The sequence below is a fragment of the Solimonas fluminis genome (genome assembly GCF_002930645.1).
GTDB lineage: Bacteria > Pseudomonadota > Gammaproteobacteria > Nevskiales > Nevskiaceae > Solimonas_A > Solimonas_A fluminis.
Window position 1 is genome coordinate 1 of the sequence record NZ_PSNW01000005.1, and the last position, 18,033, is coordinate 18,033.

At 69.4% G+C, this 18,033-nt stretch carries 17 protein-coding genes and 3 tRNA genes; 8 read left to right on the plus strand and 12 right to left on the minus strand.

From position 1 onward, the window contains the following. From C3942_RS10115 to C3942_RS10140, 6 genes are all read right to left on the minus strand, one after another. On the minus strand, window positions 1-123 hold a 123-nt coding region (locus C3942_RS10115; protein ID WP_243393582.1), incomplete at its 3' end, for a GTP-binding protein. Between the two features lie 148 nt (window positions 124-271). Then, window positions 272-347, minus strand: a tRNA-Thr gene (locus tag C3942_RS10120). A gap of 31 nt (window positions 348-378) precedes the next feature. After that, window positions 379-452, minus strand: a tRNA-Gly gene (locus C3942_RS10125). A gap of 32 nt (window positions 453-484) precedes the next feature. Beyond that, window positions 485-570: transfer RNA gene (locus C3942_RS10130), tRNA-Tyr, on the minus strand. Between the two features lie 95 nt (window positions 571-665). After that, complete coding sequence (hrpB, locus tag C3942_RS10135; protein WP_104230279.1) at window positions 666-3,137, minus strand: ATP-dependent helicase HrpB; 2,472 nt, start codon at window positions 3,135-3,137, stop codon at window positions 666-668. Next, window positions 3,134-3,793, minus strand: coding sequence for an MOSC domain-containing protein (locus C3942_RS10140; RefSeq protein WP_104230504.1), 660 nt, complete (start codon window positions 3,791-3,793; stop codon window positions 3,134-3,136). Before C3942_RS10140 ends, hrpB begins: the two co-directional genes overlap by 4 nt. Window positions 3,794-3,854: 61 nt before the next feature. On the opposite strand from C3942_RS10140, the gene C3942_RS10145 reads away from it, so the two are divergent. After that, window positions 3,855-4,805, plus strand: coding sequence for a methyltransferase domain-containing protein (locus C3942_RS10145; RefSeq protein ID WP_165797407.1), 951 nt, complete (start codon window positions 3,855-3,857; stop codon window positions 4,803-4,805). Window positions 4,806-4,837: 32 nt separating this feature from the next. On the opposite strand, the gene C3942_RS10150 is transcribed toward C3942_RS10145, so the two are convergent. Beyond that, complete coding sequence (locus C3942_RS10150; RefSeq protein WP_104230281.1) at window positions 4,838-5,089, minus strand: YkgJ family cysteine cluster protein; 252 nt, start codon at window positions 5,087-5,089, stop codon at window positions 4,838-4,840. A gap of 78 nt (window positions 5,090-5,167) precedes the next feature. On the opposite strand from C3942_RS10150, the gene tesB reads away from it, so the two are divergent. Both tesB and C3942_RS10160 read left to right on the plus strand, forming a co-directional pair. Next, complete coding sequence (gene tesB / locus C3942_RS10155; protein ID WP_104230282.1) at window positions 5,168-6,040, plus strand: acyl-CoA thioesterase II; 873 nt, start codon at window positions 5,168-5,170, stop codon at window positions 6,038-6,040. 28 nt (window positions 6,041-6,068) lie between these two features. Beyond that, window positions 6,069-7,007, plus strand: coding sequence for an alpha/beta fold hydrolase (locus tag C3942_RS10160; protein ID WP_104230283.1), 939 nt, complete (start codon window positions 6,069-6,071; stop codon window positions 7,005-7,007). A 192-nt stretch (window positions 7,008-7,199) separates the two neighbouring features. On the opposite strand, the gene C3942_RS10165 is transcribed toward C3942_RS10160, so the two are convergent. Beyond that, window positions 7,200-7,889, minus strand: coding sequence for a hypothetical protein (locus C3942_RS10165; protein WP_104230284.1), 690 nt, complete (start codon window positions 7,887-7,889; stop codon window positions 7,200-7,202). 132 nt (window positions 7,890-8,021) lie between these two features. On the opposite strand from C3942_RS10165, the gene C3942_RS10170 reads away from it, so the two are divergent. Both C3942_RS10170 and C3942_RS10175 read left to right on the plus strand, forming a co-directional pair. Further along, a complete protein-coding gene (locus C3942_RS10170; RefSeq protein WP_104230285.1) occupies window positions 8,022-9,062 on the plus strand; it encodes a M14 family zinc carboxypeptidase in 1,041 nt (346 codons plus the stop codon). Window positions 9,063-9,134: 72 nt separating this feature from the next. After that, the gene (locus C3942_RS10175; protein WP_104230286.1) at window positions 9,135-10,580 is read left to right on the plus strand and encodes an aldehyde dehydrogenase family protein; all 1,446 of its coding nucleotides are present in this window, start codon (window positions 9,135-9,137) and stop codon (window positions 10,578-10,580) included. 36 nt (window positions 10,581-10,616) lie between these two features. Here the strand turns inward: C3942_RS10175 and C3942_RS10180 are convergent, their stop codons facing one another. Continuing rightward, the gene (locus C3942_RS10180; RefSeq protein ID WP_104230287.1) at window positions 10,617-11,216 is read right to left on the minus strand and encodes a hypothetical protein; all 600 of its coding nucleotides are present in this window, start codon (window positions 11,214-11,216) and stop codon (window positions 10,617-10,619) included. 235 nt (window positions 11,217-11,451) lie between these two features. Here C3942_RS10180 and C3942_RS10185 point away from each other — a divergent pair, with 235 nt between their 5' ends. Beyond that, window positions 11,452-12,663: an iron-containing alcohol dehydrogenase gene (locus tag C3942_RS10185; protein ID WP_104230288.1), complete on the plus strand. Its 1,212-nt coding sequence runs from the start codon at window positions 11,452-11,454 to the stop codon at window positions 12,661-12,663. 258 nt (window positions 12,664-12,921) lie between these two features. Next, window positions 12,922-14,127, plus strand: coding sequence for a GGDEF domain-containing protein (locus tag C3942_RS10190; protein WP_165797408.1), 1,206 nt, complete (start codon window positions 12,922-12,924; stop codon window positions 14,125-14,127). 22 nt (window positions 14,128-14,149) lie between these two features. Here C3942_RS10190 and C3942_RS10195 read toward each other — a convergent pair whose 3' ends face one another. From C3942_RS10195 to C3942_RS10205, 3 genes are all read right to left on the minus strand, one after another. After that, window positions 14,150-15,187, minus strand: a complete 1,038-nt coding sequence (locus C3942_RS10195; RefSeq protein WP_104230290.1) for a hypothetical protein — start codon at window positions 15,185-15,187, stop codon at window positions 14,150-14,152. Window positions 15,188-15,364: 177 nt separating this feature from the next. Continuing rightward, window positions 15,365-16,276, minus strand: coding sequence for a DUF4124 domain-containing protein (locus C3942_RS10200; RefSeq protein ID WP_104230291.1), 912 nt, complete (start codon window positions 16,274-16,276; stop codon window positions 15,365-15,367). Between the two features lie 82 nt (window positions 16,277-16,358). Continuing rightward, window positions 16,359-17,291: a LysR family transcriptional regulator gene (locus tag C3942_RS10205; RefSeq protein WP_104230292.1), complete on the minus strand. Its 933-nt coding sequence runs from the start codon at window positions 17,289-17,291 to the stop codon at window positions 16,359-16,361. Window positions 17,292-17,392: 101 nt separating this feature from the next. Between C3942_RS10205 and C3942_RS10210 the strand changes: the two genes are divergently transcribed. Further along, the gene (locus C3942_RS10210) at window positions 17,393-17,992 is read left to right on the plus strand and encodes an FMN-dependent NADH-azoreductase (protein WP_104230293.1); all 600 of its coding nucleotides are present in this window, start codon (window positions 17,393-17,395) and stop codon (window positions 17,990-17,992) included. The last annotated feature ends 41 nt before the right edge of the window (window positions 17,993-18,033 follow it).

Genomic DNA, 18,033 nt, shown 5'->3' on the forward strand with positions numbered 1-18,033 from the left:
GCCGAACTTGTCCGCAGACACCTTCGTCAGCGCGGCCGTCGTCGTGGTCTTGCCATGGTCAACGTGACCGATCGTGCCCACGTTCACGTGCGGCTTCTTGCGCTCGAATTTTTCCTTTGCCATCGAAGTCTCCGGGATTACCGTGTTTTAAGTGAAAGCAGCTTGATCGTGGTCCCGTCTGACGGGTTTCCATCTACGCCAAAACCCGCCACAGCCTCTCGGCCGGCGGGGAAAATGGTCAGAGGCCCGCCTTCGGCGTACCTCTCAAAACTGGTGCCCACGAATGGAATCGAACCATCGACCTCACCCTTACCAAGGGTGTGCTCTACCGACTGAGCTACGTGGGCGAATCTGAAACCTTTACCGCAACATCCTTGCTGGAGCGGGAGACGGGAATCGAACCCGCGCTATCGGCTTGGAAGGCCGAAGTTCTACCATTGAACTACTCCCGCGCTTCGTTCAACCGTCTACTCGCACAGCAAACTGGTGGAGGGAGGTGGATTCGAACCACCGTAGGCGTAAGCCAGCAGATTTACAGTCTGCCCTCGTTGGCCGCTTGAGTATCCCTCCGCCGAGCCCGGGAGGCATGCCAGCCCGAGGAGCCGCGTATTCTCTTCGGGGTGCTGCGGCGCGTCAATAGAAAACGGCGCTTTGTCAGAGAAATTTCACGTGCCGCGCGGTTTCGCCCGCCGGGTCGGGGCCGCTTCCAGGGGGTCGTCGGGCCAGGGATGGCGCGGATAACGCCCTTTCATGTCCTTTTTCACGTCGGCATAGCTGCCGGCCCAGAAGCCGGCCAGGTCCGGGGTGATCGCCACCGGGCGCTGCCCCGGCGACAGCAGCTCCAGCACCACGCCGGTGCGGCCATCGTTGATCGTCGGGGTGCGGGCACAGCCGAACATCTCCTGCAGGCGCACCGACAGCAGGGGTTTCTCCGGCGGCCGGTATTCCAGGCGGATGCTCGAGCCGGTGGGTACGTCCATATGGGTGGGCGCCAGCCGCGCCAGCTTCTGCTGCTGGGCGTAGTCGAGGCTGGCGTTGAGGATTTCCATCAGGTCCAGGCGCGCCAGGTGATCGCGGCGTGTGACGCCGTCCAGGAAGGGGCCCAGCCAGGTTTCCAGGCTGGCCGTCAGACCCGCGTCCGAGACATCCGGCCAGTCCTCCTCCGGGCGCCACTGCCGCAGGGACAGCACGCGCGCCTGCCACTGCCGGGCGGCTTCGCTCCAGGGCAGGGCCTGCAGGCCGAGGGCCCGGATGCCCTCGATCATGGCGGCGCGGATCGGCTCGGCGGCGGCGGCACCGCGCAGCATGCGGCGCTCCAGCACGATGGCGCCCAGGCGCTTCTGGGTCTCGGAGACCACGGCGGCGGTCTGGGCATCCCAGCGGCAGTGCGGGGCCTCGGCGATGCGTTCTGCATGGTCGCTCAGCAGGTCTTCTTCCCTCAGGGCGGCCGCCAGGCGGATTTTCCGGGGTGGGCCCGGGTCCCAGTGCGCGATCGCCAGCCATTCCGAGGCCGCCAGGGGGTCGCGCTCGCCGATGCGGGCCTCGCCGCCGTCCTCGCAGAGGTAGACGCCGTGCTGGCTGCCGCGGCGGCGGGCGATGCGCTCCGGGTAGGCCCAGCTGACCAGGCGGGCGATGTCGCGGTCGTCGGCCGCCGCCTGCTCGGGGGCGTCGATCAGCCGGGCCATCTGCCGCGCCGAGTCGCGCACGCGGCGCAGGGCGTTGGGGTCGGCCGCGCGGCCCTGCAGGTAGGCCTGCACGCCGCCCGCCAAGTCCCCTGCCCCGCCGTCGCGCTCCTCCAGTGCCGCCGCGGTCCAGGCCGCCAGCGCCCCCAGACCGCGGGCCTTGGCCAGCAGCAGCAGCTGTGCCCGGCGCGGCGCGGCCGGCAGGCGCGCCAGCTCCCGGCCATGCCGGGTGATGCGGCCCTGGGCGTCCACCGCCCCCAGCTCGCGCAGCAGGTCCCGGGCGTAGGTCCAGCTCGCCGGTGCCGGCGGATCGAGGAAGGCCAGCTGCGAAGGGTCGGCCGCGCCCCAGGACGCCAGCTCCAGCGCGAAGCGCGACAGGTCCGCGGCCAGGATTTCCGGCGTGTCGTGGGCGGTCAGCGAGGCCTGCTGGTCGCGGTTCCACAGGCGGTAGCAGGTCCCGGGGCCGAGGCGGCCGGCACGGCCGGCGCGCTGGTCGGCCGAGGCGCGCGAGACGCGCTGCGTCTCCAGGCGGTTGGCGCCGGCGCCGAGGTCGAAGCGCGCCACCCGCACCAGGCCGCCGTCCACCACGGTGGTCACCCCCTCCACGGTCAGGCTGGTCTGGGCGATGTTGGTGGCCAGGATCACCTTGCGGCGGCCCTGCCGGTCGGGCTGCAACGCGGCATCCTGCTCGGCCGAGGACAGTTCGCCGTACAGCGGATGGATGGCGGCCTGCGTCCGCGATTCCAGCCGCCGCTGCGCGCCGCGGATCTCGCGCGCGCCGGGCAGGAAGGCCAGCACGTCGCCCGGGGTCTCGGCCAGCGCGGCCAGCACGCCGTGGGCCACCGCCTCGCCATGGTCGGCATCGCTGCGCTGCGGCAGGTAGCGGAGGTCCACCGGGTAGAGCTGGCCGCCGCTCTGAACCACCGGCGCCTCGTCGAGCAGGCGCGCGACGCGCTGGGTGTCCAGCGTGGCGGACATCACCAGCAGGCGCAGGTCCGGGTTCAGGTTGGCCCGCACGTCCAGGCTCAGCGCCAGCGCCAGGTCGGCGTCGAGGCTGCGCTCGTGGAACTCGTCGAAGATCAGCAGGCCCACGCCGGGCAGTTCCGGGTCGGCCTGCAGGCGCCGCGCCAGCAGGCCCTCGGTGACCACCTCGATGCGCGTGGCCGCGGAAACCTTGCGCTCGAAGCGGATCTGGTAGCCCACGGTCTGGCCCACCGGCTCGCCCAGCAGCTGCGCCATGCGCGCCGCCGCGGCACGCGCCGCCACGCGGCGCGGCTCCAGCATGACGATGCGCTGCCCGCGCAGCCAGGGTTCGTCCAGCAGCTCCAGCGGCACCAGGGTGGTCTTGCCGGATCCCGGCGGCGCCGCCAGCACGGCGCGGCCATCGCCGGCCAGGGCCTGGCGCAGCGCCGGCAAGGCCTCGCGGACCGGCAGCTCGGGCAGCGCGCGCTTCATGAGTTGCCTTCCAGCCAGGCCCTGCGCTTGAGCAGGCGCTCGCGCCAGGAGGGGGTCAGCCCCGGCGTCTCTGCGAAGCGCTGCAGGCTCGCGGGCGCCGGCCGGTGCAGGGCCAGCACATCCCAGAACTCCCTCAGCGATACCGGATCGGGATTGCGCTGCAGCAGGCACAGCGAATCGCCGGCCTGCGCCACGCCCGCCTGCAGCACGCGGTAGTACCAGCCGGAGATGCCCTGCTGCGCGATCCACAGCGCAATGCCCTCCAGGCCGTGGCGCGCGTCGATCTTCCAGCAGGGACTGCGCGGCTGCGACAGCTGCAGGATCGCCGAGCCGAAGGCGAAGACGTCGCCGATGCAGACGCCGGACTCGTCGGCGCCCTCGGTCGAGAGATTCTCGCCCAGTCCGCCGGCGACGAAACCCGCGGCCTGCTCCGGGAACCGCGCCGCGAGCCGGCGGTGGTTTTCCAGCGGGAAGTGGTGCACCGCCTTCTCCGGCCCGCCATGCACGCGGCGGTCCGCCTGGGCGTCGATCCGCAATCCTTCGGGGCCGATCTCCACCGGCCCGGCGACCGGGTCCTTGAAGATGCCGGTGGGCCGGCCATCGCCCGGCATGGGGCGCACCGAGCCTGCGAAAACCTGGGGGACGAGCAGTTGCATCTGCGTATTTTCGCGGATTCGGCGAAAATTGGCGTATGAACCCGTCCCTGAAGCCGCCGCCGTGAGCGAGATCGAACTCCACCGCAAGCTGCTGGGCGACGCCCCGCGCAACGCCGCCTTCCAGGCGGCGCTGAAGCAGCTGGTCGTACCCGGCAAGACCACGGTGGCCGACATCGGCGCCGGCACCGGCTTCCTCAGCTTCCTGGCCCGCCGCCTCGGCGCGGCCCACTGCACCCTGATCGAATACAGCGGCATGCTGGAGTTGGCGCAGAAGCTGGCGCGGCAGAACGGCATCGACCAGCTCAGCTTCGTCCGCGGCCACTCGGCCGAGATCCGCAAGCCGCCCAAGGTGGATTTGGTGGTGTCCGAGACCCTCGGCAACTTCGCGCTGGAGGAGGGCCTGCTGGAGACGCTGATCGACGCGCGCCGCTATCTCAAGCCCGGCGGCCGCGTGCTGCCCGAGCGCCTGCGCCAGTTCGCCGCCCCGGTGACGGCACCGCGGCTGCAGCGCGAGATCGACATCTGGCCGCAGGTGGGCTACGGGCTGGACCTGTCGGCGGCGCGCACGGTCTCGCTCAACAACATGTACGTCAAGCAGGTTGCCCCGGACGACCTGGGCGGCCGCGATACCGGCCAGATCTGGGACGACCTGGACCTGCGCCCGCAGGCCAGGGCCCCGGACAGCCGCCGCAGCGCGACGCTGCGCTGGAAGGCAGCCGACCTGCCCGCTGCGCGCATCGAAGGATTCGCGCTGTGGTGGGTCTGCGAACTGCTGCCGGGGGTCGGCCTCTCCACCTCGCCGTTCGCGCCTCCCACGCACTGGGACCAGATCTACCTGCCCTTGCTGGCGCCGCTGGAGCTGGCCGCGGACGACGTGCTGGAGTTGATGCTGGCTTGCGACACGCGGCCGGATGTCGGCGTAAGGCTGGGCTGGAAGACGCGGCAGCTGCGCGCCGGCAAGACCGTTGGCGAGCAGGCCCAAGACAGCTTCAGGGGAAGGGTGGAGATGTAGGGACGCAGGGGCCAGCCTGCCGGCTCCCGCGTTCAGGACGTCAGCGCTTCCAGCCGCGTCAGGTACTCCATTGCTTCATGCCGCGAGCCGCCGCACATCTCCGGGCTCGGCTTCAGCCCCGAGCAGACCGCCGGGCGGCGCGGATCGCCGAAGATCGCGCAGCGCTGGTCGTCCAGCAACTGCACGCAACGTACCCCGGCCGGCTTGCCGCCGGGCATGCCGGGGATCGGCGAGGAGATCGACGGCGCGGTGCAGCAGGCCCCGCAACCCGAACGGCAAGTCATTGACGACACTTGGTGGAATGGCCCATTTGGCTTAGCCTTGCGGGCTGGAATTTTATCACCCCCGGCCGCAGCCCCCGCATGAACCGCATCCTCTCCGACCTGGTCGGCCTGCTCGACCTGGAAACCATCGAGCAGAACATCTACCGCGGCCAGTCACGCGACCTGGGCGGCAAGAGCGTGTTCGGCGGCCAGGTCATCGGCCAGGCCCTGGTGGCGGCGAACCGCACGGTGGAGAACCAGGTCCCGCATTCGCTGCACGCCTATTTCCTGCGCCCCGGCGACATGGCCCTGCCGATCGTCTACGAGGTGGAGCGGGTGCGCGACGGCCGCAGCTTCAGCACGCGCCGCATCCATGCGATCCAGCACGGCCAGCCGATCCTGGCGATGATCGCGTCCTTCCAGAAGGAGGAGGGCGGCCTGGACCACCAGGCGCGGATGCCCCAGGTGACCCCGCCGGAGGAACTGCCGACCCTGCTGGAATGCGCGCGCGAGTGGGTGGCGCAGGCCCCCGGCGTCGGCGAGCGGGCCCGCAACGCGCTGCTGCGCGAGGTCCCCATCGAGTTCAAGCCGGTGCAGCCCTGGAATCCGCTGCTCGGCGAGAAGCGCGAGCCGGCGCAGCACATCTGGTTCCGCGCCGCCGGCCAGTTGCCGGACGACCCGCTGCTGCACCGCTGCGTCCTGGCCTACGCCTCGGACTTCAACTTCCTGTCCACCGCGCTGCTGCCGCACGGCATGGGCTGGCTGCGCAAGGACATGGTGGTGGCCAGCATCGACCACGCGCTATGGTTCCACCGCGACGTGCGCGTCGACGACTGGCTGCTGTACTCGATGGACTCGCCCTCGGCGCAGGCAGCGCGCGGCTTCTCGCGCGGCCTGATCTTCGACCGCCGCGGACGGCTGGTGGCCAGCACCACCCAGGAAAGCCTGATGCGCGTGGTCGAGGCACCCTGATTCAAACGGATTTGGAACGGAGAATCGCATGCGTTTTCTGATCGGCCTCGTCATTGCGCTGGCCCTTTGTGCCGGCGGCCTGTTCGCGCTGGATCGCTACTTCCCGGAGCAGGCGACGCGCTGGGGCATCGCGCTGGAACGCTCGCAGTCCAAGCTGGAGGAAAGGATACTGAAGATCCCCGGCTTCGAGATCGCCTATCTCGAGGGCGGCAGCGGCGAGCCGCTGGTGCTGGTGCACGGCATCGGCGCCGACAAGGACAACTTCACCCGCGCCGCGCGCTGGCTGACGCCGCACTACCGCGTGATCGCGATCGACCTGCCGGGCTTCGGCCAGAGCAGCAAGCCCGAGCAGGCCGACTACGGCATCCCGGCCCAGGTGGAGCGCCTGGACGAGATCATGCAGGCGCTGAAGCTTCCGCGCGCGCACTTCGGCGGCAGTTCCATGGGCGGCTGGATCATCGCCAGCTACGCCGCCAAGTACCCGGACAAGGCGGCCAGCCTCTGGCTGCTCGGCGCCGCCGGCACCGACGGGGGCAAGCGCACCGAGGTGCGTCTGGCCTATGACCGGGGCGAATACCTGCTGTTCTCGCAGAAGCCGGAGGACTTCGAGAAGGTCCTCGACTTCGTCATGGTGCAGCGCCCCTTCATCCCGGGCAGCGTGCGCCACGTGCTGGCAGAGCAGGCGGTGGCCAACTACACGCTGCACACCCGAATCTTCCGAAACCTGATCGAGCACTGGAGCGAGTACGCCGTGAACGACAAGGTCAAGGACCTGCCGGTGCCGGCCCTGATCGTCTTCGGCGACGGCGACCGCGCGGTGGACCCGGGCGACGGCCTGATCTGGAAGCAGCTGCTGCCGAACTCGCAGCTGGAGATCATGAAGGGCATCGGCCACCTGCCGATGATGGAAGCGCCGCAGGTGGTGGCGGAGCGGTATGTGAAGTTCCGCGAGGGCTTGCCGAAGTAGCTCTGCAAGCGTCAAGAAAGCGGGATTGCCATCCATGGCGAGACCGCATTTCGCCCATTGAGCCCCTGCCCGGCCATCCATGGCCGGGCGTTCGGTGACGCAGGCGATGCGATTCAACGCATCGCCAAAACGCGCCTCCTCACCCGCGTGCCGTCGCAGGCGATGCCATTCAGGCATCGTCAAAACGCGACGTCACGCCCAACCCGCCGCCATCTTCTCCAGGCCGCCGCGGTAGTAGTCGAAGCGCTGGGCCAGGTCCTGGAACACCGGCCGCAGGCCGAGCTGCTCGGCCATGCGGTGGCGCGAGGCCGTGGCGTAGTAGCTGCGGCCCATGCGGCAGTAGTAGTTCACGTCCACCGGCCGGCGTTTGTAGCGGTGGCGGTAGTCGATCCAGGGGCGGCAGACGCCCGCCAGCCACAGGGCATAGTTGCCGATGTGCGACTGCACGTAGAAGCCGCGCTCCGGGCCGGCCTGCGCCGCCTCCTGCACCAGGTCCACCAAGTAGTGGTAGCTCTGCTCCTCGTCGGCCTGCACGCGGCAGACACGCTCGCTGCGCACGAACAGCCCCAGCAGGTTGGCGAGGTAGTGCACCGAGCGCCGCGTGGCGGTGTTGCGCGAATCCGGCAGCGAGCGCCGCAGCAGCACGTTGAAATAGAGTTTCGGCGAGACCTCCAGCCAGCGCAGCTGGCGGTCGCGGATGGCGGCGTGCACGTAGTCGCTCTCCAGCAGCGACTCCAGCGTCGTCGGGCGCTCCAGGGCCAGGCGCACGGCCTCCTCCAGGTCCACGCCCGGCACCGGGAAGTGCGCGAACAGGAACCGCAGGTCCCTTTCCTCGAAAGCCGGCGGACCCAGCCGGGCGAAATCGGGCATCTGCATCGTCATCGAAGACCTCCTTGACGCGGTTCAGCCTCGATAACCGCTGTTGCAAGGACCGGGCCATGGCACTTCGCCGGCACCGCGGACCCGACCGGCGGCGTAACAACCCCTTCACGAATCTGTAGCAATCTGTCGCCCATGAGCAAGCCCCCCCTCGCATTGCGCGAACTGGATGAACTGGAAACCCTGATCGGCCGCGCCGGCAGCGCCCTGCGCAGCGAGGTGGTCTGCCAGGTGGACTACGGCGGCCGGCGCTGGCCGGTGCACTGCCTGGAACTGGGCTCGCGCGACCCCGAGGTGCCGGTGGTCGGCTTCTTCGGCGGCATCCACGGCGTGGAGCGCATCGGCACCCAGGTGCTGCTGGCCTACCTCCACACCCTGGTGGAACGCCTGCGCTGGGACGAGGAGCTGGACCATAGCCTCCGGCGCGTGCGCCTGCTGTTCATGCCGCTGATCAACCCGGGCGGCATGCTGGCCGAAACCCGTGCCAACCCGGCCGGCGTGGACCTGATGCGCAATGCCCCGGTAGACGCCGAGGATCCGCACCCGGTACTGGGCGGACACCGCCTGTCGCCGCGGCTGCCCTGGTTCCGGGGCAGGCCCGGCGAGCCGATGCAGGCGGAAGCGGCAGCGATGTGCCGCGTGGTGGAAGAGCGCCTGCTGACGCAGTCCTTCAGCCTGGCGCTGGACTGCCATTCCGGTTTCGGCGTGCGCGACCAGATCTGGTTCCCCTACGCCCGCACCGCGCGGCCGATCGACTGCCTGGGCGAGCTCTATGCGCTGCGCAGCCTGTTCCGGGCCACGCACCCGCATCACAACATCTATGTGATCGAGCCGCAGGCGCGCCACTACACCACCCATGGCGACCTCTGGGACTACCTCTACGACCGCTCGCGCGAGCAGCCGCAGCGCCTGTTCCTGCCGCTGACCCTGGAGATGGGCTCCTGGCTGTGGCTGAAGAAGAATCCCCGGCAGATCTTCCGGCCGCTGGGCATCTTCAATCCGATCATGCCTCACCGCCTGCAGCGCACCCTGCGCCGCCACCTGACGCTGTTCGAATTCCTGCTGCGCGCCGCGGTCTCGCACCAGCGCTGGCGGCCCGAGGGCGAACAGCGCCGCCTGCTGAACCAGGCGGCGATCGACTACTGGCCCTCGATCCTGCGCTACGAGGACCAGTAGCGGCCCTGCGCGGCCGCCTGACGCCCGTGGCTGCCATCGGCTAAGCTCCGGCGATAGCTGGAGAATTTGGCCATGCCCCATCGTTACGGACTGCTCGTCCCCGGTGTTTCGACCAAGTCGGAACCCCTGCTCGTGCGCGCGCCCTTCGACCGCACCGCCATCGGCGAGGTCGCCACCGCCGACGCCAGGGTGGTGGAACACGCGCTGAAGACCGCCCATGCGCTGTACCGCAACCGCGACGGCTGGCTGCCCCTGGCTCGGCGCATCGCGATTCTGGAGGAGGCCTCCTCGATCCTGCTGGCGCGCGGCGAGCGGCTGGCGGTGGAGGCGGCGCGCGAGGGCGGCAAGCCGCTGATCGACTCTCGCGTGGAGGTGGGCCGCGCCGCCGACTCCCTGAGGATCTGCGTGGAGACGCTGCGCACCCAGGCGGGCGAGGTGATCCCCATGGGCACCACGGCCTCCAGCGTCAACCGCATGGCCTTCACCCAGACCGAGCCGATCGGCGTGGTGGTGGCGGTCTCGGCCTTCAACCATCCGCTGAACCTGATCGCGCACCAGGTGGGCCCGGCGATCGCGGCCGGCTGCCCGGTGATCGTGAAGCCCGCCAAGGCCACGCCGCTGACCTGCCTGCGCTTCGTCGAGATCCTGCGCGAGGCCGGCCTGCCCGAGGAGTGGTGCCTGCCGCTGATCCCGGAGAACAACGAGCTCACCACGAAGATGGTCAGCGACCCGCGCGTCGCCTTCCTGAGCTTCATCGGCAGCGCCCGCGTCGGCTGGGAGCTGCGCAGCAAGCTCGCGCCCGGCGCGCGCTGCGCGCTGGAGCATGGCGGCGTGGCGCCAGTGGTGCTGGCCGGCGACGCCGACATCGCCTCCGCGCTGCCGCTGATCGCCAAGGGCGGCTTCTACCATGCGGGCCAGGTCTGCGTCTCGGTGCAGCGCGTATTCGTGGACCGCGGCATCGCCGGGCATTTCGCCGACGAGCTGGCCAAGCTGGCGCAGAAGATGATCGTGGGCGATCCCACCATGCCCGAGACCGAGATCGGCCCGCTGATCGACCCCGCCGAGACGCGCCGCATCCATGACTGGGTGGAGGAAGCCGTGGCCGGCGGCGCGCAGCTGCTCTGCGGCGGCCAGCCGATGTCCGAGACCATGTACGCCCCCACCGTGCTGCTGGACCCGCCGAAGACGGCGCGGGTGTCGACGCAGGAAGTGTTCGGGCCGGTGGTCTGCGTCTACAGCGTCGACTCCATCGACCAGGCGATCGAGCGCGCCAACAGCCTGCCGGTGTCATTCCAGGCCGCCGTGTTCACGCGCTCGCTGGATACCGCACTGCGCTGCTACCACCGCCTGGATGCGTCGGCGGTGATGGTCAACGACCATACCGCCTTCCGGGTGGACTGGATGCCCTTCGCCGGACTGCGCGTCTCCGGCCATGGCGTGGGCGGCATCCCGCATACGATCCACGACATGCAGGTGCGCAAGATGATGGTGCTGCGGTCGCGCGAGATCGTGCGCTGAAGAAGGCCCCGGGGCGGCGCGCACCGGCCCCTGCGCTCAGAACTCCGCGATCAGCTTCAGGCCGAAGCTGTCGCCGCTGTAGTCATTGCCGAATTCGTCGGTGTACTCGATGCCGGTGTAGCTCAGCAGGATCCATTTCCAGCCGATCTCGACCGTATAGCCGGTGGCATCGTCGAACTCGATGTCTTCGCCGATGCCGTCGGCATCGAACTTCACTCCGTTGTGCCGCACCAGGCCCAAGCCCATGCGGGCGCCGCCGTCCAGGTGGTAGCTGCCGACCAGCTGCAGCGGCACGCGGCGCATGTTGATGTCGGCGTTCTCGGCCTGCGTGGTGACGTACTTGAAGCCCACCGTGCCGCGCAGCGAGAACGGCGCCCCGGCGAAGCGGCAGTAGACGCCGGCATCGACGCCCAGGCCCTGCCCCGCCTTCACGTCCTGCTCCTCGCCGTTGGTGAACAGCACCGTGGCCACGTCGTCGCCGCCGAACTCCAGCGAGCCGCCGAGCACGAAGCCGAAGCCGCCGGGCTGCGGGGCCGCCGGCGCTGGCGGCGGAGAGGGAGGCCGCTGGGCCAGCGCCGGGCCGGCGACCAGTCCGCAGGCCAGCGCCAGGCCCGCGGTCTTCAGGATGTTCCGCATCGGATTTCCCCCAAGGAAGTCGGCAAACAAGGCCTGCTCCCCGGCAGGCGGGGCGACTATACCAACGGGAATTCCCTTCAAAAACCTGACGATACGTTCAGGTGACCTTGCCAGCCGACGATGGCATGCAAAACCTGGCCGCAGATGCGGCATAGTGCGCACCCTAGGGCCTCCCGCAGGCCCACCAGAGGCCGCCCACGGCCCGCCGCCATCCTAGAACCAGACGAGAGCCCGCATGCTGTTCAAACTCCAGGTCCTGTTTTTCAAGATCCTCATGGTGTTCCTGCTGATCGGCACCCGGATCCTCAATTTCCGCAAGCCGCAGCTGTTCACCGGCCCCGGCTCCTCCCTGCAACTCTGCGACCACATCGCCGGCACCGGCGTGACCAAGCTGCTGGTGGTGACCGACGCCATGCTGATGAAGCTCGGCCTGCTCAACCCGATGCTGGAGCGCCTGAAGCAGAAGGGCGTGACCACCGTGATCTACGACGGCGTGGAGCCCAACCCGACCATCGCGCAGATCGAGACCGGCCTGGCGCTGCTGCGGAAGGAGCATTGCAGCGCCATCCTGGCGGTCGGCGGCGGCTCCTCGATCGACGCCGCCAAGGTGATCGGCGCGCGCGCCACCAACCCGCATCCGATCCGCTGGATGGGCGGCCTGTTCCGCCTGATCTTCCGCCCGCTGACGCTGTACGCAGTGCCCACCACCGCCGGCACCGGCTCGGAAGTGACCATCGCCGCGGTGGTGTCCGATCCGGAGAACACGCGCAAGTTCGCGATCATGGATCCGCGCCTGATCCCGACTGCCGCCGCCCTGGATGCACAGCTGATGGTGGGCCTGCCGCCGCATATCACCGCCGCCACCGGCATGGACGCGCTGACGCATGCGGTGGAGGCCTACATCTCGCACAACCACTTCCCGGCCACCGACGCCGAGGCGCTGGAAGCCACGCGCCTGATCATGCAGAACCTGCAGAAGGTGGTGAAGAACGGCCAGGACCTGGAAGGCCGCGCCAACATGGCCCTGGCCTCGTTCAAGGCCGGCGTCGCCTTCACCAGCGCCGGGGTCGGCTACGTGCATGCCATCGCCCACAACTTCGGCGCGTACTACCACGTGCCGCATGGCCTGGCCAACGCCATCGTCATGCCCTACGTGCTGGACTACTCCAAGCCCGAGTGCACCGCGCGCCTGGCCAAGCTGGCCGAGGTCAGCGGCCTGAAGCAGGGCGGCGAGACCGAGGCGCAGCTGGCCGATGCCTTCATCGCCAAGATCCGCGCGATGAATGCCGAGTTCGGCATTCCCACCACGGTCGAGAAGCTCAAGGCCTCGGACATCCCGGCGATCGCCACGGCGGCGCTGAAGGAAGCCCACTGGACCTACGCCGTGCCGCGCTACATGGACAAGCCCACCTGCGAGGGCGTGGTCGCCAAGATGCTGCCGGCCTGAGTCGCGGCCGCCGGGGCGCTCCCCGGAAACAGGAGGCGCCGGGCTTCTGCCCGGCGCCTTTTTTCGTGGAACGGCCCAGGGACCGCCACGGCCCGCCTGGCGGGCGGCTGCGGGGTGGAAGCTGCCCTGATCATTTCATAAGTATTAAATTTAATGTATTTATTTAATATATAATCACTTTCCCTGGGTAGTAAATAACCTTCAGGGGTGGGTCTCCCCTGCCGATGCATCCGTAGAATGGCGATTCGGGGAGAGCGGATGTCGGAACTGGAACAACTCGAGCGGGCGCGGAAGGTCGATGCGTACCGCCTGCGATTCGCGGCTGAACTGGAAGAGGAGTTCCGGCGCTCCCACCGTGCACGCTACCGCTACCCGCGCCTGGCCCTGTTCGCCATCGGCGCGCTGGGCTTCGGCCTGGCACCGCTGTTCCTGGAACTGTTGTGGCTGCCCAGGGAAACCATCCGCCCCCTGCTGCTGCCCCTGGCGATGGGCGTGGTGCTGCCGGCCGTGACGCTCGCCGGCCTGCTGACGGCCACCCGGCGGGCGCCGCGCCTGCTGGTGGAATCGGCGCAGAGCGCCGGCATCGTGGCGTTCTGGGGCGGCGTGCTGCTGCTGCGCTACTTCGCGCTGCGCGGCGAGATGAATTTCCCGCCGGAGATGCTCGGCGTGGTGGTCGTGGCGGTTTCGGTATTCGGCGGCTTCGACAGCCGCCGCGTGATCCCCGCCGCCCTCGCCTTCTCCGCGCTGGGCATTTTCCTGGAAGTGCGCTACGCCACGTCCTTCGCACAGGGCGGATCGACCATCCTGAGCCTGTCGTACATGGGCCTGATCGCGGTAGCCGGCTCCTACACGCACGAATTGCTGAGCCGCATCGCCTGGGCCACGGCGCGCTACGCCTACGCCTCCGCCCGCAGCGATCCGCTCACCGGGCTGCCGACGCGCGCCGAGTTCAACCGCTTGCTGCCGCGCGTGCTGGCCCAGGCGGCGCGCGAGCAGCGCCTGGTGGCGGTGGCGCTGCTCGACGTGGACCATTTCAAGCGCATCAACGACACGCAGGGACACCTGTTCGGCGACCAGGTGCTGAGGCGCATCGGCGGCGTGCTGCAGCAGATCGCGCGGCGTCCGCTGGATCTGCGGGCGCGCTACGGCGGCGAGGAGTTCGTGCTGGTCTGGTACGACATCACGCCGCTGGAGTTCGAACACCAGGTGAGCAACCTGCTGTACATGATCCGCGAGACCACGCTGGAGAATCCGCGGCTGCGCCAGGAGATTCCGCTCAGCGCCAGCATCGGCGGCATCTGGCTGGTGCCCCCGCCGGGGCAGGAGGCGGAACCCCTGCTGCAGGATGCCGACCAACGCCTCTACGAGGCCAAGCACGCCGGCCGCGACTGTGCCCGGCTGCAGGCCGCGGAGCACTACCGCCCGCACGAACACGTGGTGCGCGGCGAGTTCGGCCGGCGATAGGCCCGGGCGCGCCCGGGCCGCACTACTTCACCTCGAAATCCCGGCTGTCGAATAGCTCGCCGTTGATGCGCAGTTCCACGCGGTGCTTGCCGCGGCCCAGTTCGCTGCCCGGCATGTAGCCCAGCAGCACGAAGGGCGTGCGGTCGAAGTCGATCTTCACCTGGTGATCGGACTGGAGCTGGCCATCGGTGTACCAGGCCCAGCTCACCTGCTGGTTGCGGCCGACCCACCAGTCTTCCAGCATGCCGTCCCAGCGGATGATGCTCTTCAGGCAGATCGTTTCCTTGCGCGTGAAGATGATGCGCGGCTTGCGGTCGCCGAGGTCGGTGCTGCCGCGCGTGGTCAGGTAGCTGTCCGACATCTCGATCAGGTCCACCGGCGGCACGTAGACATAGGCCAGCGAGGCCAGGGCGGCGATACCCACCAGCGACGGCCAGCCGGCCTTGCGGAAATGCGTCAGCAGGTAGGCGAGGTTGCTGACCGGCGAGCCCACGATCAGGGCCACGCCCCAGGCGGTGGAGCCGGCGCGGAAGGCGATCACGATCATCCAGGCGTGCGTCACCATCAGCAGGAACAGGCCCAGGCCCACCGCCCACCAGCGCACCGATTCCACCTTGCGCGGCCGCAGCGGCTCGGCCGGCGCGCCGGCGGCACGCTCGGTGCCGGTCAGGGCGCCGGCTTCGCCGCGCGCGCCGCTGCCGGGCGGAGCGAGCGGCTCGATGTAGCTGGACGGGCGGGCGGGCTGGAACTGGGGGCTCACCGGCACTGCCACCGGGGGCTGCGGCGCCGGTGGTGCCGACGGCGGCAGGGGCGGCTCGGCAGCCGGGGCTGGCGGGGGGGCAGCCGGCTCCGCGGCGGGTGGCGGCGCGACGACTGGGGCATCGCCGGCGGAAGGGCGCTCCGCCCCGGGATTGCGCGGCGCGCAACCCTTGTCCGTGAAATAGATCTCGCCCTTGGCGTCGCGGCATTTGTAGAACGCAGCCTCGGCCGGCTCTGCGTAGCCGCCGATGCAGGCCGCGAGCGTCGCCAGCACGCCGGCCGTCACCCAGCTCTTCACCATGATCCTCTTCAAGAAACTGAACCCCGCGCGGTGCCGGTTTCGCTTCACCGCAGCATGGAATGCGCCAATCCGGGACCGGCGTGGCCTCCTGTGACAACCGCCATCGCCGGAAGATGCCCAAGCTTACCGGGCCTTGGCAGCCTGTTCCGATTCGCCGTTCTGTCGGCGCCGGACGACTCAGAGCACCTCGAATTCGCGCGTGTCGAACAGTTCCTCGCCGACATACAGCTCGACCCGGTGCTGGCCCCGGCCGAGCTGGGCGGCCGGGTAATAGCCCTCCAGGACGTAGGGCGGCTCGTCGAACTCCAGCACCGTGACGTAGCTGTCGACCATCTCGTCACCGGTATACCAGGCCCAGGTGACGATATGCGGCTGCGCCATGACCGACCAGTCGTCCCAGCCCAGCACGGTCTTCAGGTAGACCGTTTCGGCGGAGGTGAAGCTGACGCGCGGGTGGCGCTGGTCGATGGTCGTCTGCTCGCGCGCCGTCAGGTAGCTTTCATGGACGTCCATCAGGTCGGCCGCGGGCGTATAGACCAGCGCCATCAGGGCCACGCCGCCGGCCATCAGGGCGGCGCTGGGAGCGGCCTCGCGCGGATTGCGCAGCAGGTAGATCAGGTTGGTGACCGGGGAGAGGAACAGCAGCAGCAGGCCCCACAGGATGGAGCCGTTGCGGAAGGCGGTGATCGCCATCCAGAAGTAGGCGACCAGCGACATCAGGAAGCCGAAGCCGAACAGCAGCCAGTGTCCGGATTCCGCCTTGCGCGGCCGCAGCTTTTCCGACGGCAGCTCGGGCGCCGCCTTCTCTTCCGCGGCAGGCTCCGCCGGCGCGGCAGCGGCGGCGGGCTCGATGGTCTCGGGTCCGGGCGCCGGCACCGAGCCCATCGGCGGCAGGCGCTTCACCGGATCCAGGCTGCCGGGCGGCAGTTCCGCCGCCGGCCCTGCGGTCGGCCTGGGACGCTCGATGGGCCGGCCGTCGTAGCAGCCCTGGTCGGTGTAGTGCCGGTTGCCCTGGGCATCGGCGCACTGGGTGATCCCCGCCATGGCGGCGCCCGGCAGGCCGAACGCGCACAGCAGCACGGCCATCATCCCTGACCTGATCCTATCCACCCTGTTCCCCATCTGGCATCCGGGCCTTGCGCCGCGGCCGGCGCAGGCGCCGTTCCTGCGGCTAGCTTAGCGGCGATGCCGGCCGCGCAGCAGCCTCCTGTGAGCACAAAGTCGCAGTCGTGTCGCGGATGATCTCGCCCAGGCGCCAGGCGGCGCGGCCGGGATAGTCGCGGTCGGCAAACACCAGGTAGAGCTGGGCGAAGCGCTCGCGTCCCTCGCGCAGCGGCAGGGGCTTGAGGCTGCCCTCGGCCATCTCGGTGCGGATGGTTTCCTCCGGGTACCAGGAGAAGCCCAGGCCCATCCGGGCCGCGGCGATCGAGGTGGCCTTGTTGCTGAAGGTGTAGCGCTGCTCCGCCCCCTGCCAGCTGCCGGCCTCGCGCACGCGCTGCTGCGCGGTGTCGCGGATCACCAGCTGGCGGTACTGGCGCAGGTCGCGGTAGTCCAGCTCGCGGCCCAGGCGGTGCAGCGGGTGGTCCGGGTGCGCGGCGGCGATGAAGCGCATGCGCATCAGGGCATCGCCCACGAAGCCCGGCGGCACGTGCGCGACGATGGCGAAATCCACGCGCCGCTCGATCAGCAGTTCGTCGGTACCGCCGAGCACGCTCTCGTAGAGCTGGATGCGCGTCTGCGGCTGCTCCTCGGCGAAGCGGGCGAAGCCCCGCAGCAGCGCCCAGGTGGGATAGACAATCTCGGCGGCCAGGCGCACCTCCGGCTCCCAGCCGGCGGCCAGGCTGGCCGCGCCCTGCTCCAGCGCCAGGGCCTCGTCCAGCAGGGCACGGGCGCGGCGGTAGAGCACCTGCCCCGCCGGCGTCAGCACGGCCTTGCGCCCCTCGATGGTGAAGGCCTTCAGGCCCAGCAGGCGCTCGATCTTCTGCACCGCGTAGCTGATCGAGGACTGGGTCTTGTGGAGCTGCTCGGAGGCCTGGGCATACCCCCCGGCTTCCACCACCGTGGCGAGCGCACGCCATTGTTCGAGGCTGATTTTCGGGTGCATACATCGATCCAATCGATTAATACAGCCGAAAATATCTGCTTTTTTATCGAATCACGCAATCGTTTAATGGCCTCACCCCAAAGCAACAACGGAGTAAAGCCATGAGCAACCAGACCCACATCCTGCAGATCAACACCAGCCTGAACGGTGAGAACAGCCAGTCGAGCCGTCTGGCTGCCCGCTTCGTCGCCGCCCAGAACGGCGCCCGCGTCACGGTGCGCGACCTGGCCGCCGAGCCGGTGCCCCACCTGGACGGCGCCCGCTTCGGTGCCTTCATCGCCAAGCCGGAGGAGCGTACCGCCGAGCAGCAGGCGGTGGTCGCCTACTCCGACGCCCTGATCGCCGAACTGAAGCGCGCCGACGTGATCGTGCTGGGCCTGCCGCTGTACAACTTCGGCGTGCCCTCGCAGCTGAAGAGCTGGATCGACCACGTGGCCCGCGCCGGCCAGACCTTCCGCTACACCGCCAACGGCCCGGAGGGCCTGGTGAAGGGCAAGAAGGCCTATGTCTTCGCCACCCGCGGCGGCATCTACGCCGGCACGGCGCTGGACACCCAGACCGGCTACATCCGCGACTTCCTGCGCTTCATCGGCATCGAGGACGTGGAATTCGTCTACGCCGAGGGCCTGGCGATCTCGGAAGAGAGCCGCGAGGGCGCCCTGGGCAAGGCCCGCGAGCAGATCGACCGGCTGGCAGCGTAAGCTGCCAGTCGCCTTCAACCACAAGCACAAGGGAGTCCCGT

Bases quoted from the DNA above. Each gene is read 5' to 3' on its own strand.
- hrpB (WP_104230279.1), bottom strand. From the start codon at position 3,137: ATGAAGCGCGCGCTGCCCGAGCTGCCGGTCCGCGAGGCCTTGCCGGCG.
- C3942_RS10140 (WP_104230504.1), bottom strand. From the start codon at position 3,793: ATGCAACTGCTCGTCCCCCAGGTTTTCGCAGGCTCGGTGCGCCCCATG.
- C3942_RS10150 (WP_104230281.1), bottom strand. From the start codon at position 5,089: ATGACTTGCCGTTCGGGTTGCGGGGCCTGCTGCACCGCGCCGTCGATC.
- tesB (WP_104230282.1), top strand. From the start codon at position 5,168: ATGAACCGCATCCTCTCCGACCTGGTCGGCCTGCTCGACCTGGAAACC.
- C3942_RS10160 (WP_104230283.1), top strand. From the start codon at position 6,069: ATGCGTTTTCTGATCGGCCTCGTCATTGCGCTGGCCCTTTGTGCCGGC.
- C3942_RS10165 (WP_104230284.1), bottom strand. From the start codon at position 7,889: ATGACGATGCAGATGCCCGATTTCGCCCGGCTGGGTCCGCCGGCTTTC.
- C3942_RS10170 (WP_104230285.1), top strand. From the start codon at position 8,022: ATGAGCAAGCCCCCCCTCGCATTGCGCGAACTGGATGAACTGGAAACC.
- C3942_RS10175 (WP_104230286.1), top strand. From the start codon at position 9,135: ATGCCCCATCGTTACGGACTGCTCGTCCCCGGTGTTTCGACCAAGTCG.
- C3942_RS10180 (WP_104230287.1), bottom strand. From the start codon at position 11,216: ATGCGGAACATCCTGAAGACCGCGGGCCTGGCGCTGGCCTGCGGACTG.
- C3942_RS10185 (WP_104230288.1), top strand. From the start codon at position 11,452: ATGCTGTTCAAACTCCAGGTCCTGTTTTTCAAGATCCTCATGGTGTTC.
- C3942_RS10190 (WP_165797408.1), top strand. From the start codon at position 12,922: ATGTCGGAACTGGAACAACTCGAGCGGGCGCGGAAGGTCGATGCGTAC.
- C3942_RS10195 (WP_104230290.1), bottom strand. From the start codon at position 15,187: ATGGTGAAGAGCTGGGTGACGGCCGGCGTGCTGGCGACGCTCGCGGCC.
- C3942_RS10200 (WP_104230291.1), bottom strand. From the start codon at position 16,276: ATGATGGCCGTGCTGCTGTGCGCGTTCGGCCTGCCGGGCGCCGCCATG.
- C3942_RS10205 (WP_104230292.1), bottom strand. From the start codon at position 17,291: ATGCACCCGAAAATCAGCCTCGAACAATGGCGTGCGCTCGCCACGGTG.
- C3942_RS10210 (WP_104230293.1), top strand. From the start codon at position 17,393: ATGAGCAACCAGACCCACATCCTGCAGATCAACACCAGCCTGAACGGT.